At 37.8% G+C, this 15,945-nt stretch carries 14 protein-coding genes and 1 pseudogene; 4 read left to right on the top strand and 11 right to left on the bottom strand.

The window, feature by feature from the left end; translation table 11 throughout:
- Positions 1-288: 288 nt before the first annotated feature.
- Positions 289-927 (bottom strand): LysE family translocator, encoded by a 639-nt coding sequence (locus AC3WLU_RS21105; protein ID WP_492597847.1) that lies wholly within the window; start codon positions 925-927, stop codon positions 289-291.
- 246 nt (positions 928-1,173) lie between these two features.
- Entirely contained in the window at positions 1,174-1,797 is a 624-nt protein-coding gene (locus AC3WLU_RS21100) for an FMN-binding negative transcriptional regulator (RefSeq protein WP_098864727.1), read from the bottom strand.
- Positions 1,798-1,923: 126 nt separating this feature from the next.
- Between AC3WLU_RS21100 and pdxR the strand changes: the two genes are divergently transcribed.
- Complete coding sequence (gene pdxR, locus AC3WLU_RS21095; RefSeq protein ID WP_492597846.1) at positions 1,924-3,309, top strand: MocR-like pyridoxine biosynthesis transcription factor PdxR; 1,386 nt, start codon at positions 1,924-1,926, stop codon at positions 3,307-3,309.
- Positions 3,310-3,476: 167 nt separating this feature from the next.
- Here pdxR and AC3WLU_RS21090 read toward each other — a convergent pair whose 3' ends face one another.
- Positions 3,477-4,088: an FMN-binding negative transcriptional regulator gene (locus tag AC3WLU_RS21090; protein ID WP_492597845.1), complete on the bottom strand. Its 612-nt coding sequence runs from the start codon at positions 4,086-4,088 to the stop codon at positions 3,477-3,479.
- A gap of 438 nt (positions 4,089-4,526) precedes the next feature.
- Here AC3WLU_RS21090 and AC3WLU_RS21085 point away from each other — a divergent pair, with 438 nt between their 5' ends.
- The gene (locus AC3WLU_RS21085) at positions 4,527-5,450 is read left to right on the top strand and encodes a LysR family transcriptional regulator (RefSeq protein WP_413001584.1); all 924 of its coding nucleotides are present in this window, start codon (positions 4,527-4,529) and stop codon (positions 5,448-5,450) included.
- Positions 5,451-5,554: 104 nt separating this feature from the next.
- Complete coding sequence (locus tag AC3WLU_RS21080) at positions 5,555-6,193, top strand: HD domain-containing protein (protein ID WP_492597844.1); 639 nt, start codon at positions 5,555-5,557, stop codon at positions 6,191-6,193.
- An 834-nt stretch (positions 6,194-7,027) separates the two neighbouring features.
- Here AC3WLU_RS21080 and AC3WLU_RS21075 read toward each other — a convergent pair.
- From AC3WLU_RS21075 to AC3WLU_RS21065, 3 genes are all read right to left on the bottom strand, one after another.
- The gene (locus tag AC3WLU_RS21075; protein ID WP_252266819.1) at positions 7,028-8,644 is read right to left on the bottom strand and encodes an FMN-binding glutamate synthase family protein; all 1,617 of its coding nucleotides are present in this window, start codon (positions 8,642-8,644) and stop codon (positions 7,028-7,030) included.
- Between the two features lie 46 nt (positions 8,645-8,690).
- Complete coding sequence (locus tag AC3WLU_RS21070) at positions 8,691-9,320, bottom strand: NAD(P)H-binding protein (protein ID WP_369314893.1); 630 nt, start codon at positions 9,318-9,320, stop codon at positions 8,691-8,693.
- Positions 9,321-9,984: 664 nt separating this feature from the next.
- Positions 9,985-10,167, bottom strand: coding sequence for a YolD-like family protein (locus AC3WLU_RS21065; RefSeq protein ID WP_034307388.1), 183 nt, complete (start codon positions 10,165-10,167; stop codon positions 9,985-9,987).
- Positions 10,168-10,821: 654 nt separating this feature from the next.
- On the opposite strand from AC3WLU_RS21065, the gene AC3WLU_RS21060 reads away from it, so the two are divergent.
- Positions 10,822-12,210, top strand: coding sequence for a M28 family peptidase (locus AC3WLU_RS21060; protein ID WP_034307391.1), 1,389 nt, complete (start codon positions 10,822-10,824; stop codon positions 12,208-12,210).
- A gap of 406 nt (positions 12,211-12,616) precedes the next feature.
- Here the strand turns inward: AC3WLU_RS21060 and AC3WLU_RS21055 are convergent.
- From AC3WLU_RS21055 to AC3WLU_RS21035, 5 genes and pseudogenes are all read right to left on the bottom strand, one after another.
- Positions 12,617-12,829 (bottom strand): annotated as a pseudogene (locus tag AC3WLU_RS21055) (flotillin family protein); the annotation flags it as partial.
- Complete coding sequence (locus tag AC3WLU_RS21050; RefSeq protein WP_400449467.1) at positions 12,789-12,893, bottom strand: VOC family protein; 105 nt, start codon at positions 12,891-12,893, stop codon at positions 12,789-12,791. The gene AC3WLU_RS21050 and the pseudogene AC3WLU_RS21055, both read right to left, overlap by 41 nt.
- A 216-nt stretch (positions 12,894-13,109) precedes the next feature.
- Entirely contained in the window at positions 13,110-14,207 is a 1,098-nt protein-coding gene (locus tag AC3WLU_RS21045; RefSeq protein WP_413001468.1) for an L-dopachrome tautomerase-related protein, read from the bottom strand.
- A gap of 408 nt (positions 14,208-14,615) precedes the next feature.
- The gene (locus tag AC3WLU_RS21040) at positions 14,616-14,999 is read right to left on the bottom strand and encodes a VOC family protein (RefSeq protein ID WP_413001466.1); all 384 of its coding nucleotides are present in this window, start codon (positions 14,997-14,999) and stop codon (positions 14,616-14,618) included.
- Positions 15,000-15,298: 299 nt separating this feature from the next.
- A complete protein-coding gene (locus AC3WLU_RS21035; RefSeq protein WP_492597851.1) occupies positions 15,299-15,502 on the bottom strand; it encodes a MerR family transcriptional regulator in 204 nt (67 codons plus the stop codon).
- Between the last annotated feature and the right edge of the window lie 443 nt (positions 15,503-15,945).

The following is a 15,945-nucleotide window of genomic DNA, read 5'->3' as shown; positions in this document are numbered from 1 at the left end:
TTACCTTTTAGATAGAACACTTTTGCCTGGAGTCATTTTTGTTTTAAAATAGAAGTATTAAAACTTGAGGTGATGAGAATGCCTTCTAAACATGATTCTATTCAGGGAGATCAACTGGTGCCTGCGGCCTAGTTGTTCGTAAAATTGAGGCTGCCATTGACTTTAAAGCATGCAATTGCATGAGGGAATAACGACCAAAAGTCATCTTCAATGATAAATCCAGGCATAAAATATCTTTCCATTTCGTTTTACTTATATCTTAGTAGAATCGATTTTCATCAAATATTCTTATGTTTTGGAGGGGCTCGCAAAGACGGAGAATACCCCTAGAACAATATATAAATAACCAGTTATCCGATTCTGCAACCTAGAATTCACTTCAGTACCCAGAATCCGCTTTCTAATACTTGCTGCAAGTACTGCATACAGACCATCACTAATAAAAGCTAGGATAATAAATATAATTCCTAAAAGTAAAAATTGTATTGTGACTGATACGGCCGAAGGTGATATGAATTGCGGAAAGAAGGCGAAAAAAAAGAGTGCTGTCTTAGGATTCATTACTTCCACGAGCGCAGATTCGTAAAATATCTTTACTAACTTTTTGCTAGGGGCTTTTGGAATTTCTGAAGTCGTTCGATCAGATGTAGAAAATAAAGTCCTACACCCCAGATAGATAAGATAAGCAGCACCCAAGTATTTAACGATATTAAAGGCTGTTGCTGATGTCATAAGGATCGCTGAAACTCCAATCGCTCCAGCTAAAACGTGAACAGAACCGCCAAGTGATACACCAAGAACTGATACTATGCCCGCTTTCTTCCCTTGGTCTATACTTCTTGCCATAATATACAATACAGCCGGTCCAGGTATTATTAACAATGTAGCAGCAGCAATTACAAATAGCCAAATATTAGAAAACTCCATAAAAAGCAACTCCTTATTGTATTTTGGCACAAAATTTATTGGGCTCCTCCTTTATGGTGAAAGTTACACTTTTTTAAGGTTCGTTTTCATCAAGGAGGCGATTTGTTGCTCATTTAGAAAAGGAATATGTTCCAACTGTTTTATAATGAGCTCTTGTCTATAAGGAATGGTTTTGACTTACCTAAATGATAAACACCATTTTTGCTTTTTTTAGGGGTGCCATAGCAAACCCTAGTAATATGCCAATCATTCAATTGACCCTTTCCTTTGCTCTCGCATCCATTGCGCAACCTGAATTTCCCCTTGTTCATTTGATTTTTCAAGCTCTGTAATAATCGCTCTGTAATCGGTGTCATTGCGATTTTGACTCATTTTGGCTGCAGCTTGAATAGATGTGATTTCAATTTCAAAGCCCACTATTCCTTTCATTTCACTCTTAAGCAACTCTGGATCAAACGTTTCCCAGGTCCGGCCATTTTCTCGGTGACCCTCATAATGATTAAGCATAGTATCCAAGGAGGAAATCAGCTCGTCTTCAGTGATTAAACGCGCTGATCCATACGCATGTACAGCTAGATAGTCCCATGTTGGAACCTCTTCGCACTGATACCAACTTGATGAAATGTAAGCGTGCTGCCCTTGAAAAATCAGTAACACATCACTATTATTGTCTAAAGTCTTTTTCTGCATGTTTCCGTATGCGATATGCCCAGTCGCATAGATTTTCCCTTCATCTTCGCGAATTTCCAAAGGAATATGAGTAGCCAAGGGACGATGTTCTTTAACAGTAATCAATAAGGCAAACGGGTTAGACTTCATAATTTGAACTGCTTCTTCATTTTTCATACGATATTGCTTAGGAATGTACACAATAATCTTCCTTTCAACTTGTATTTGAATTTTCAAAATAAATATCCGATAAAAAAATATTATTATACAAGTTGACATAAAAAAAGGTACAATATTAAACAAATATACATGTCAGAGGGAATGCAAATGAATAATACCATTTTTACGTTCAATGATAACGCCCCAAAATACAAACAAATCTATGAGAAATTCAAATCATATATTGAACAAGGAGACATTTTGGCAAATGAGCAATTACCCTCCATTCGTCAACTTGCAGATTCATTACATGTAAGCCGCAATACAACTTTACTGGCATATGAACAACTTGTTGCTGAAGGGTATATTCGTGGAGAGGGCAGAAAAGGATATTTTGCAAACGAGTTAGAACCCCGTATATTTCAGGAACCCTTAATCTCTTATGTTAAAAAGCAGACTGGGTCCAAGAGACCTCCGGAAGTTAATTTCAGGGCAGATGCCGTTGATCAAACACATTTCCCACTGAAAATTTGGAGGAGAATGGCTAATCAAGTATTAACATTACAGGATAGCTTTCGATACGGGGAACCATTTGGGGAAGAATGCCTGCGCGAACAAATCTCCACATATTTATTCCAATCACGCGGAGTGAAAACAAATGCAAATGCAATTATTATCGGAAGCAGTACCCAACAAATGCTTGTATACTTGGGACATATACTGAAGGATGAATTCCAGAGTATTATAGTTGAAGACCCTGGTTACGACGGTGCCAGGGAAGCTTTTCAATTCCATCGTTTTATGTTTGAAACTTTGCCGGTTTGTGAAACAGGTGCTGAACTTTCAAAATTAGAACAAATGAAATCACGATTAATCTATGTAACCCCTTCCCATCAAAGTCCAATTGGAGTAAGCATGTCCATCCAACAACGGCAAATGATTATTCATTGGGTTAACAAGATGCGTGGATATATTATCGAAGACGATTATGATAGTGAATTTCGCTATACACAAAAACCATTTCCTGCTCTTGCCTCCATTGATTCGGCAAGAGTCATTTATTTAGGGAATTTCTCGAAGTCCTTTCTTCCAGGAATTCGTTTAAGTTATATGGTCTTGCCACAGCCACTTTTAAATCGTTATAAAAACCAGTTTCTTCATTTTGAAGCTACTACCTCCCTGCTTAGCCAGCTTACAATGGCTAAATTTATGGAAGATGGAGAATGGAGTAGACATATTAAACGCATGCGCCTTGTTTATAAAAGAAAAATGCAGCACTTAGTATCCGCTTTAAAAGAGCAATTCGGTCAAAATATATCCATTATTGGTGAACAATCTGGTTTGTACGTATTAGTCAAAGTACATCTGAAGCATACAGAAGAATGGTTAATTCAACAAGCTTCCTCACATGGAGTTACTGTGTATCCTACGTCCCTCTACTTCATTAAAAATAACACCGACGGACCAATGGTTAAACTAGGTTTCAGTAATCTTTCTTCCAATGAAATCGATGTGGGTGTGAAACTCTTAAAGAAGGCATGGTTCAAAGAATAACTCCAACGTTCTTTGAACGAATGAATTGTAGCTATTGTATTTGAATGTTTGATGCTGCACCGATAAATAATCTTCATAGGTCCCTTAATTTTTAATTGCGATGAAATTAAGTGGCAGCTAGATCAAAAACTACCACATCAGTTGAACAAGACAATGTCGAATAACTTTTATTTTTGTAGATTCTTCTTCATAAGAGACGCTACTTGTATATTACCTTGTTGAGAAGTGTTTTCTAGATTCTTAATAATCAATTCTTGCCGTTCCACAGGGTGATTTTGACTTAATTTAGCTTTCGCTTCAATTTTTGTGATTTTTATTTTAAATGCTACAATCCCTTTACTCATTCCTTCGATAAATCTGGAATCCACATCAATTAAATTGTATGGGCTATCTGGACTTTCATATTTTTTTACCATATCATTCAGGGAATCGAAAATGACTTTTTGATCATCGACAATCTCCATCTTTCCATATAAATGGATAGAGACATAATTCCAAGTAGGAACTGCCATCGTTGTTTCATACCAAGAAGTAGATATATAAGAGTGAGGACCTTGGAAAACCGCAAGAACTTTTTGGTATTCTATATCCTTCCATTGTTCGTTTGGACGGGCAAAATGACCATATAATGCACTTTCACCTTTATTTAATGTGAGTGGAAGATGGGTAGCGTATGGTTCTCCATTGTGTTGAGAAAATAAAGTGGCAAAGCTGTACTTTTCGATAAAATCATAAATTATTTCTTCATCCTTGAGTTCAAAATGTTTAGGTATATACATGATTTAGCTCCTCCTTATAAAGTCTTTTCAATTTTCGACTATCTCAAATTTTAAGTATTATAGGAAATATTCTATTATGTAAACTGACATCTAAAAAGGTACAATTATTATTAATTGTACATGTCAATATTGATTACAATTTTCATATAATGATGACCTTTTATTTTGAGTATATAAACTTTCATTTAGTGAATTAATTACGACTTCAATTTTAATCAGTAATTAGACATGATTTCTGTTTAACCAGGCCCGTTATCCAAATCATAGTGAGGTATTTATGAACGAAAATAACAAATAGCCTAATGGTGTTTTTTAATTTTATCCAGCAATCGGGCCAAATTATGGAATAATCTCTTCAAATAAAGTAACTTAATAACTAGATTATTTTATTGGAAGCATACAGATTTAATTATTTTCATTAGAAAGGATTGAAATAGTATCGAAATAAGACATTTAGAATATTTCTTAATGGTCAGTAAAGAACTGCATTTTACAAAAGCAGCTGAAAAATTAGGAATTTCGCAACCAACTTTAAGCCATCAAATTAAAATGCTTGAACAAGATGTGGGCTATGCACTATTCAACCGTATTGGTAAGAAGATTGAACTTACTAAGGTGGGGGAAATCGTACAACAAGAAGCATTGAATATTCAAAATTCCTTACAAAGTATATCTTCTCAAATTAGAGCACTTACAAAAGTAGAAATCGGGGAATTGAAAATTGCCGTGTTACCAGGAGAAATAACTGATTTGGTATCCACTTTGTGCATTAAATTCAACCAATTATATCCAAACATAAAAGTGTTTGTTCAAAGTACTGATCAAGTGGAAAAGGCTGTTTTAGAGAATCAAGCAGATTTTGGTATTGGTTTTGAATTCGATCGTGATGACATGTTGATGGTGACGAAGTTGTATGATGAAGAATTTTACCTGATTAGTAATCAAAGTACTGGAGAGCAGAAGGCTTCATTTTCCGATGTTTTAGACAGTCCGCTTATTTTATTTCCAAATATCCATCAATGCAGAAAAATACTTGATAAAACGAGTCATGAGGTTGGCAGGCAGTTAGAACCCATCGTCGAAACGTCTAGCATTGAATCTATCTTGAAGCTCGTTCGAAATGGGGTTGGCCGCAGTTTTGTTTCGCGTACATTATATGAATTTTATGATACAGAGGATTTATTTTTCCAACGTATTGAAAAACCAACTTTGACTAGATCTGTCTATCTCGTGATGAAAAAGAATCGTTTTATCAATTATGCGGCACGTAAGTATATCGAGTTATTATTATGTGAAATCGAAAGGCTGCGTTTTCATACAGAAAAAGATGAGATAGCTTCTTTAAAAAGTTCTATATTATAGTTTTTATCTATTATTATCATAGAAATGAATGGATAGATAAATGATAAATTCCTCTTTACAATGAAAACAAGTTCATAATCAAATTGTAAAGGGGATTTTCAATTATGTTTCAAGAAGTAGCAGGTATTAAAATTCCAGATTCTCAATTGGCTAAAGAAGCAGCAGATCTTTTACGCGAGCATGGGGACGACTTGTTGTGGAATCATTCAAATCGTGTATTTTTATTTGGTGCAGTCAACGGAAAAAAGATTAAGCAGAATCATGATTTAGAGTTGCTATATGTTAGTGCATTATTCCATGATTTAGGTTTAACAAAAAAGTTCAGCAGTCCAGATTTACGATTTGAAGTAGACGGTGCAAATGCTGCGAGGAGCTTTTTACAGCAGTATCAAATTCCAGATGAGTCGATTCGTCTTGTATGGGATGCTATTGCATTACATACGACACCTGGCATTGCAGAACATAAGGAAGCTGAAGTGGCTCTTCTCTTTTCGGGTGTTGGTTTAGATGTGATGGGAGATGGCTTTGAACAATTCCCTGACGACTTGCGTGAAGAAATTATAAAGGCCTTCCCACGTAACAATTTCAAAAAGGACATTATTCCAGCGTTTTATGAGGGCTTTAAGCATAAGCCAGAAACTACTTTTGGCAATATGAAGGAAGATATTATTGAATATTTTAGACCGGAATATAAAAATAAAAATTTCTGTGAATGTATTTTGCATTCACCTTGGACAGAATAGGGTACAAAAATGATAGAAAGTTTGTACAAAAGGTTATATCGGCCAAGGAAGCTACTAAAAAATAAAGGCTGTTTTGGCATACTTTGTTGCTATTTACCAAGTAGTGGGTTGTGGTTGATTTCCCCTCCAGATGCTCGCTTTCCGCGGGGCGGGCGGTGAGCCTCCTCGGCGTAAACGCCTGTGGGGTCTCACCTGTCCCGCTGCACCCGCAGGAGACTCGCACTTCCGCTCCAATCAACCTTAAATAGTTTCGTTTAAAAACAACAATCTTTGCGAAAGGAGCCAAATAAAAAATAAACAACCAATAAGATTTCTCCCTTGGTTGTTTATTTTTCGTAACTAATAAAGACCCCTGTATTTGAAAAAGTAACATTCCATTTTTTAATTCAATTCTAACCTGAAATAAAAATCGATTAAGACTTTCCAGCCCACTTTCTGTCCTGCCAATCGGATGACTTCCTGCCAGTTACCTCTCTGAAGCTTGGGGGAAACATCCATAAACTTATATTCATAAAGTCGTAAAGCAACTTCACCCTACGGTTAAGATTAATCTTGATGCCTGATTCGGCTCTCTCCTTTTGCCCCATCCAAATCAACGGGTATAGTTCACGGGGTCATTCACACGCACATATATATTGAAGAAATGCCGCTCCTTCTTCATTCAATACAATATTGCACCAACTTTAAGCGCTTCTACAGGAAACAGCTCTGACTTGCTCCCCCCTATACATTGCACCAATGCCGGACGCACTTAAATAGCCTTTGCTGCATTGAGCAAAGGCTTACCTTTTTGACGAGTTTCTTCTATATAGTAAAAATAAAAATCCCGCCAAGCTATTTCTCCACTTTTTCCTTATTTCTTAACTTCTCCACTTTTTCGGGAGTGAGGGTGATGTCCCGGACAGGGGAAACTCTTCCCCACTCATCCTTGTGAACGATGTGTTTTCGTTCAAATTTGGTCGGAGTATCTATACCTGCGGCAGCTGCAAGGTTAAATAGCCCCTCGCGGAGGGAAATCACGTAATTGGCGACTCGGTATTGTTTTTCCTCAATAACCAGACCTTCCTGCAACTTTGAATCAGTTGTGGCTACTCCTGCAGGGCAATGATTTGTATGGCAGATTTCAGCCATGATGCAGCCAACGCTAATCATAAAACCACGGGCTATATTGACTAAATCTGCCCCCATCGCTAAAGCGACCGCCACTTTATCTGGAGAAGTCAGCTTACCTGATGCAATCAGCTTGACCCGGTTTCGTACACCATATTTTTTTAACATCTCATCTACAAGTGGCAAGGCTGACATAATTGGGAGTCCGACTGCATCTGCAAGCTCCTGATAGGTTGCCCCAGTTCCGCCTTCCCCGCCATCCACCGTGATAAAATCCGGCCCTTTACCTGTATCTCTCATGGTTTTCGTCATTTCCTCAAGTGCATCAAGATCCCCCACAACAATTTTGATACCGATAGGCTTTCCGCCTACATCCCTCATTCTTTCCACAAATTCGAACAATTCATTAAAATTCTTGAATTCATAGAACCGGTTAGGGCTATTGATCGTTTGGCCAGGTTCTACCAGGCGGATTTGGGCAATTTCTTCTGTCACCTTTTGTCCTTCAATATGCCCACCTCTGATTTTGGCACCTTGTGCCAGCTTAATTTCAAATGCCTTTACTTGCTCGATTTCACTTTTCTTCTTGAATTCTTCCCAGGAGAACTCCCCACCTGGTGTCCTTACTCCAAACAGTCCCGGACCGATTTGCATCATGATGTCGGGATTTCCGGAGAGATGGTATTTGGAAAGACCACCTTCACCAGTATTCATCCATGTTCCTCCTGCAAGCCCTAATCCTCTCGACAGTGCAGTGATGGCATTCTCACCGAGTGCCCCGTAGCTCATTGCAGACTGTCCTACGAGCCCCTTTAATTTAAAGGGATTCCGGCATGTATCCCCTCCGATTATGACAGCATCCTCGTCTCGTAAAAAGTACGGTTCTATTTGTCTATCTTCGCGCTTCTCCTTTCTGGTCAATAGACCTTCCTCATCTACTTCATATACCTTTGTATTGATTTTTTGGCTATTATCTATTCTCAATTCTTCCCGGAGATTGGGAAACATACTATTTCGAATATAGTATCCAGCCTCATTGAAGTCACGTTCCGATCCAAATCCGATTAAACGCTCCTTATATTTTCCTGCTTTTACAACATCCTCGAATTCCTTTCTTGAGAAAGGGGTGCCTTCATTATTATTTTCAAATAAATACTGCCTAAGTTCAGGTCCTATTTGCTCTGTCATGTATCTAATTCTGCCGATTAGGGGGAAATTCCTCAGGATTGAATGTTGTTTTTGTGTATCATCCTTTCGGTAAAAGTACGCTGCGGCCGCAACTGTCCCTAAAACGGCAGATCCTTTTAAAACTGTAGGAAGGTAATTTTTTAACTTGGACATTTTATCACCCTTTGCTTCTTATTTTTGTACAAGTTACTCGAGTTATCTATAATCTTTGGAGTGCTTCATCAATCAGAATTTCGCCAGAAGTTACATGGAACGTTTTATTAAATACTTCTTCAGTATCCAGCGCTTTGACCAATACAGAAGCAATATCCTCTTTTGGTATCTCGCCTTTGTCATTCACAATTGATGGTCCAGCTTCAACTTTACCTAGTCCCGGCTTATCCACAGGCATACTTGTCCGTATGACCGTATATGTAAGCTTTTCCTGTTTTAATAGCTCTTCTGAGTGGTACTTGACATCATTTGTACTAGAATTCTTGCTCTCCATTTCTTTTGCTCGCATGGTGTTCATCAGAACAAAGCGCTTCACCCCATGTTTCTTAGCAGCCTCAACTGAGTCTATTACTGACTGATGGTCAACCAGTATTGGTTTTCCCTCCCCAGTCCGGGGACTGGCGCTACTCAGGTAAATCACTGCTTCACAGCCCGAAAAGGCACTGGAAAAATCCCTTTTTTCCAAAGAAACTACATCTCTTGCTCCAAGTTTAATCATTTCCTCAACTTTATTTTCTGCTCCTACCAGTGCTACCGGGTTATGGTGCCTGTCTGCCAGCTGTTTTACAACGTGCTCTCCGGTCATGTCCTCTGTTCCTATTACCAGAACTCTCATTTTAATACCTCCCTGCTAGTTTGATACTACCTATTTACCACTTTAAAGTTTAATGAAACAATTAAGCGTCTTCGCCGTATCGTTAATTTTAACGATTCTTTGATAGTTAATTATTAGGGGAACTCCAATTTCTTCAGTGGAAGCGATTAGTCTTTTATTTACCGTACGTAATCTCAAAATTAATAATCTGACATCCATTATTACTGAAGCTGTACGAACTAGATTAGTGATTGGAATTAAATAATAACGAAACCCAACTACTCCGCTCTTGTGAAGTAAATGGGGTTTGATTCGGGGAATTATAGAAAACTTGACATTAAAGACGATTATTTCCTGGGGAAACAAACCCGAAAAATTATCTCATATAAATATTAATTTTTTATATAATCACTCCATACATTCCATAGTTAATCGCCCCAGCCTTTCTTACGAACACCATTTTGAGGAATTCCATACGAAGGATACTGGCCATAGTATAAAAACTTTATTTATCAATCCGGAAATGAGGAGCCCCATTTTTTTCAAAACTGAAAAATTACTAACTACAGGAATACTAAACTGACCAGCTTTCCATATATGAAAAAAAAACCTCTAGTAATAAACTAGAGATTCGGGATTAATAAATATAATTGTAATTTAAATATGTTAATTGAAAGCAATTAAATTAATAGATTTCCATAATACGAGATAAACGAATAGAGAAAATCTTTTGATTTTCATCCTTTAAGGAAAGGGTTTGTTCATTAAGGTTAAGTTTATGCAATTGACCCTTGCATGTTTTTAATACTCCTTCTTTATAATAAATGATGGTCGTTATGCCCTTTTTTTTCAACGATTTTAAGATCACCTGATTATCTCCTTTCTGTCTATTCAATTATTTATTTAAAATTGTATGATAATTGGTGCAAAACTATGAAATCAATTAGGATATATATATTATACAATGAAAATCGTAAGCGTTTTCATTGTTGTTGTGAACAATTTGTGAAGGTTTGAACATTAGAATATTTTAGGAAATGGTAAAATCAATAATAAAAGTGAATATTAAGTGAATCGACTTTTTAGACTAAAAATTACTTAACGTATAATATCCCCGTTTTGTCGGCGGACTCCCTTATCGACAATACGGACTGATTTCTTACATGATTTATCCGAAGTCATTCCAAGATCGTTCATAGATTTTCTAGTCCAGAAAGAATTGGATTCCCTATCTTTTTCAAATTGTCATTTGGACTAAACGGTATTGCTTTTCAAAAGTTAGGTTAAAATGAGGTTGATAGATTTGAATGTTTGATCATTTTTTTACAATACAATATATTGATGGCTTCAGTACATGATGCGATTCTTCATTAAGAAGGATCGCTTTTTCTTTGCGGCATAATCTTAAGGGAGAGCGGGTGTCAGAAACCGATTGATGTTCGGAATTTAAAGACTAATGACTCATTTACAAACTATTCAGTTAAATACATAATTAGGAAGATTATGAATAAGGAGGGATTATATGTATAGAAAATCACTAACAGTACTATTAGCTGCGGGTATGGTTCTATCAACCGGTACAGTATTTGCACAAACTAGCGGAGCAATAAATGCCCAGTCTGACACAGCTTTTGATAACAAAGTTATCAAAAAAATTAGTGCGGACAATATGTATAATACGATTGCCTATCTATCAGAGCAACCGAGAGCTGCTGGTACAGAAGGGGAGCTCCGTGCAGTCAAATACATAGAAAGTCAGTTTAAGAGTCTTGGTTTCGAAACAAAGGTTCAGCCTTTTCCCATCTATGATACGGTGCAAAATGTAAAAGTGAAAATTGGTGACAGTGATTTAGGAGGAACACCGCGTGCCCTTAGCGGCAGTATCAGCGGAAAGGTAACGGCCGAACTTGTTAATGTTGGAAAAGCAAAGCCAGAGGAAGTTGGAGAAAATGTATCTGGGAAAATTGCACTAGTTGAACGTGGGGACATCACCTTTGTTGAAAAGGTTCAGAATGTCCTAAATAAAGGAGCGGTTGGCGTTTTAATGTACAACAACTCACCATCAGGAAATAATTTCGGACAAGTATCAGCGGGGCAAAATATACCTGCTGTAGCCATTACCCAAGCCCAAGGGTTAGAGTTGGTCGAACAGCTTAAAACTAAACAAATCACGTCCACTCTTGAAGTGGGAAAAGCTGAAAGAATCGAAAAGACATCCTACAATGTCATCGCTTCCCTAAAACCAAAAGCCAATAAGGATAATGGTCAAATCGTGACTGTTGGAGCCCATCATGATTCTGTCCCGGGCGGCCCTGGTGCAAACGATGATGCTTCTGGTGTATCAGCTGTGCTGGAACTGGCAAGGATCCTGGCCAAAACCCCAATTGACACTGAAATTCGCTTCCTCACGTTCGGATCTGAGGAAAGAGGGCTCGTTGGATCATCCTTCTATGCTGATTCCCTTCCCAAAGAGGATGTAGACCGCATGGTGGCTCACTTCCAAATGGATATGATAGGTGGACGTGACGCTGGCGAGGATAATCCTGCAGGTGGTTTGATTATGTATACCATTGATGGAATGAAAAACCTTGTGACGGACCTGGGTTCCTCAGCAGGGGCCAGAACGATGGATGTTGCGATTCCTTATGGACAGCTGGGCAGGAGTGACCACCAACCATTCCATGAGCTTGGCATTCCATCCGCCTTGTTTATCCATTCCCCTGTAGAGCCTTGGTATCACCAGCCTACAGATACACTGGATAAGATATCGAAAGAAAAATTGCAGCAAGCAGCTGAAATTGTCGGTGCCAGTGTGTATCAAATTGCCCGTCCGGAAACTCCGGCATTAACAAATGCACGTGTAGCTCCTGGTACGGTAGACTATGATTTTGATGACCGTCCGGTAGATTAAATACTTCATTGTGAGATTAATAATGGATCTTGGAGAAAATCAGGAGGGCATCTGTGTAGTTTACAGATGCTCTCTTCTTTTTATCGGCCAGCGCCTTGTGCTTAATTTTTTCACCATTACTAAGCTCTAAGTCTAGTGAAAATCCTATATGAAATATGTAATAAAACATACATGCTTATCCAACTCCAATATCATTCCCACTGTAAATATTCCATATAATCAGTGTACCTCTCCAATACTACTTCACTGGAATAATTTCATCAATCATTAGATAGAAAACCAAAAACAGCACAAACTTTAAAGTGTGGGCTGTTTTTGGAAATTTTAGATTACAAATTAAATCATAACGCTTTCTAAGTCGCAAGTAACATAGCCATGTTCTATCTGTGAATGAACCAAAGATAAAAGCCACTTGTTTTGCATGTTCCGGCAGCATTTTCAAAATCATGTCCATTACGGCGGCTTGCCCGAACTGTTCAAATGCTTCAGCTATTTTCTGCTTGGCTTCTGCTTCTGCTACCCCTTTTAACCTGATGATTTCCGTTTCTGTGGTACCTTGTGCACTTTGCGCGTCCGCTTTAGCAAGACCGCCCATGCGAACGCGTTCCGCTTCCGCTTTTGTAAAATTTCTTTGCCCGTTCCATGTCATCCACATGAATTTCGAGGTGAACTACTCTTCCCATGATTACCTCCTAGTTTTGTTCAAAACTTTTCCTCTTACCGTAAGTTGATACTTATGTAGCTTCATGCCTATGGTGCTTTATTTATATTTTAAAGTCTCAGATGAAGCAGGCTTTTCAATTTGAGTTAAGTCACCTCTTTATTATAGGACAGTTGCGGGTATATCTGACAAAAAAGGCAGCTCCCTGGTGGGGGATAGCTACCTTCGTTTACGATTACTATGAAAAGGTAGGAGCGGGGAATTCATCAATTCTCATACGAAGTAAACTATATGGTTTTTCCCGGAGGTCTCTTCCATAATGAAATCTCGCCTGCCGATGTAATTGATTCACAATGACATATAAGTATTGATCGGGGCCAATCGAAAAAGTATCCGGCCATAAAATTCTCGGGTCATGTGCGATGGTTTCCATTGCGCCATTCGGCAATATCTTCCGGATACTATTGTTTTCATAGTCTCCCGCATAAACGATTCCTTTTGCGCTGGTGATCATTCCATCAGACGCACCTTTTTCCCCCAAATACTGCACATATTGGGATAAATTCAGGTCCTGTATCCTTCTGTCTCTTAGGGCTTCTGTTGAGATCGAGAACAGCTGACGGCTGGTTAGCGGTGCATAAAATAAAACCTTTCCATCAGGAGAAATCGCTAAACTATCGGAAGCCAATCTAAATGGGAAAGTCGAGCCGTCCGGGTTTCGATTCATCAAAATTTCACCTTCTACTTTCGGTAAAAAATAGGGATCAGGTGAAGTTGATATTGCCCCATTTAACCGTCTAAACGCGTTCCCATTTTCTAAATCTACGACGATAATAGCCCCTGGCCCTCTGGAAGAAGAATCCGTTATATATGCATAGCCTGCTCTTCCAACCCGAAAATCCAAACGGACATCATTCAGATAAGTTGTTGGCAAGACAACCTCTTCTGTAAAGGTATATACTCTCCTTATTGTATTCGTGCTTAAATCAACAGCAACTAGTTTTGCTCCCCCTTGAATAGGTTCAGAAAAATTTGGTGCCCCTGTATCTAGTACCCAAAGTGTTCCTCTTCCATCAGCAACGATACTTTGGACACTGACGAAAGACATCGTAATATTCCCAGTATTAACTAAATTGGTTTCTACACTGGGATAAGGCTGCAATTCACCCGCAACAATTTCTGCCACAGTAAATTGAACGTCGTCTCCCCATTTCGGAAAGCATACAAAAATACGACCGGTTTCGGAAACGCTGACACCTGTAGGCATAGCCCCATAAAAAGCATGCACCAGTTCAAACTGCCCAAAATATCTTTCCATAGGTAACATAGGTTGCATGATATCCTCCTCATCAAATCCGAACGGATATCACCTATATATGATGAAAATTTTTTGTAGTGCCTGGTTCTTGATAAATTTTTCTATCGTGATGGATGCTGTGGGTTTATTAGTCCAGGAGAAACATGGGAGTTTCGATAAAGTGATTCAAGCTTCCACTGGCTCTTCAAGACGGGGAATGAGAGCGTCTGAATTTACGTTTGCAGTCAATTTTAGAACTAACATAAAAACTATTTTGATTTGCTCCCGTCCAGCAGCCTGGTTAGAAAATAAATCTGTCTCCTGCCATAAGAAAAGGCAGCTTCAGCAACCGCCATATTGTAGAGTTGACACAAACTGTGAAGTTAAAAGGAAGTGCGAAAAAAACTTAAGTAAAGGGAGTAGTGAGCCGGCTACTCCCTAAGAACATTAGCCATTACAAATCATAAGTACATTACCATCTGGGTCTTGAAAGTTAAAATAAGCAAAATTTCCAATACGCTCTATTTCTTTAACAATAGCTATGTTATTACTCTTGATAAATTGGTAAGCTTCGTCTATATCTTTTGCGTAGAAATTAAATAAGACATTATTGGATGGCTTAAATATGAAATTAGGATCAAACGTATGGTCATCTAAAGTTAATCCAGTTTCACTTGTTACAGGAATATTGTAAACAGGTGATTCTACAGAGTCATTATTTCGCGAGATGCCAAGGAGATTGCAATACCATTCAACTGATTTCTTTAATTCTTTAACATGGATAAAAACATTGTTTATTTTACTATTGATAGGAGAACTGGCTATTTTCATTGTTTTCCACCTTTCATTGAACATTACCTAAAGAAATTCAACAAGTTTCAAAAAATTCCTTTAGAAGTTCATCATAGTTCGAAAACACTGTGCTTGTAGAACGTTAGTTCATTAAGCGGGCACCACCAGCAAAAAGCGAATTTAAAACGCTAAGGAGATTTGTGTAAAAAATAACCGGTTCTCACCACGGTAAGGGTGTAACCGGTACTTTTTTCTATTAATGGTTGTTCAACGGACGTAATGATTCTAAGGTAGTAATCCTTTTTTGATCAAATCGATACTCTAAAAGTTATATTTTGTTAATTTTGTTTCGGTATTTTCTTTCTATTCTCAGCAATGGATATACCAGATTTCTTTAAGCTTTTAATAGTCTCAACGCTTTCCACTGCTGCTTCTCGAGAGTAACGACGTGTTAAGTTTTCATCTAATTGTTCAAATGGAATTAAATTAGATTCGGTACAATATTTTAAAGTACCGTATCTCAAATCAGTTATTCGAGCCAGTTCACCGATAGATATATACTCAGATTTAATGAATAATTATAAAACTAGAAAAACAGGAGAAGAAAAACGAATCGTTTTTCTTCTCCTGTTTTATTTTAGGGACTTATTAGACAGCCCCTTTTCTCAATATTAGTATTCTCATTCATAGAAGCACAATTATAGAAAGCTCGGGTGGAATACTTGCAACCAAGGTTAAACTAATAAAACTATAAAATGAGTAGGTGTTAAAAAGTCTGGATGTCCTTTCTTGATTTCATGTGTTTATTGGGGAGTTTCCCAAGTACCTAATAATTAACAAGTACTAAAGTATTCACTATTTCTTAAAAGATTAAAAATATAAACTATCTGAAGTAGAGCATAAACTGTAGTATTTCCACTTCAAAAAGTGCACAATGATGCATGGGGCTCTTGATAATGATCATTTTAAAATTAAAGCCTATCCA

The organism is Peribacillus sp. FW305-BF15, assembly GCF_058783805.1.
The sequence above is the reverse complement of the archived record's forward strand: the minus strand, read 5'-3'. Positions and strand labels throughout refer to the sequence as shown.

Excerpts from the sequence above, each read along its gene's own strand:
- AC3WLU_RS21105 (WP_492597847.1), bottom strand. The coding sequence starts at position 927 with ATGGAGTTTTCTAATATTTGGCTATTTGTAATTGCTGCTGCTACATTG.
- pdxR (WP_492597846.1), top strand. The coding sequence starts at position 1,924 with ATGAATAATACCATTTTTACGTTCAATGATAACGCCCCAAAATACAAA.
- AC3WLU_RS21090 (WP_492597845.1), bottom strand. The coding sequence starts at position 4,088 with ATGTATATACCTAAACATTTTGAACTCAAGGATGAAGAAATAATTTAT.
- AC3WLU_RS21080 (WP_492597844.1), top strand. The coding sequence starts at position 5,555 with ATGTTTCAAGAAGTAGCAGGTATTAAAATTCCAGATTCTCAATTGGCT.
- AC3WLU_RS21075 (WP_252266819.1), bottom strand. The coding sequence starts at position 8,644 with ATGTCCAAGTTAAAAAATTACCTTCCTACAGTTTTAAAAGGATCTGCC.
- AC3WLU_RS21070 (WP_369314893.1), bottom strand. The coding sequence starts at position 9,320 with ATGAGAGTTCTGGTAATAGGAACAGAGGACATGACCGGAGAGCACGTT.
- AC3WLU_RS21060 (WP_034307391.1), top strand. The coding sequence starts at position 10,822 with ATGTATAGAAAATCACTAACAGTACTATTAGCTGCGGGTATGGTTCTA.
- AC3WLU_RS21050 (WP_400449467.1), bottom strand. The coding sequence starts at position 12,893 with ATGGGAAGAGTAGTTCACCTCGAAATTCATGTGGATGACATGGAACGG.
- AC3WLU_RS21045 (WP_413001468.1), bottom strand. The coding sequence starts at position 14,207 with ATGCAACCTATGTTACCTATGGAAAGATATTTTGGGCAGTTTGAACTG.
- AC3WLU_RS21040 (WP_413001466.1), bottom strand. The coding sequence starts at position 14,999 with ATGAAAATAGCCAGTTCTCCTATCAATAGTAAAATAAACAATGTTTTT.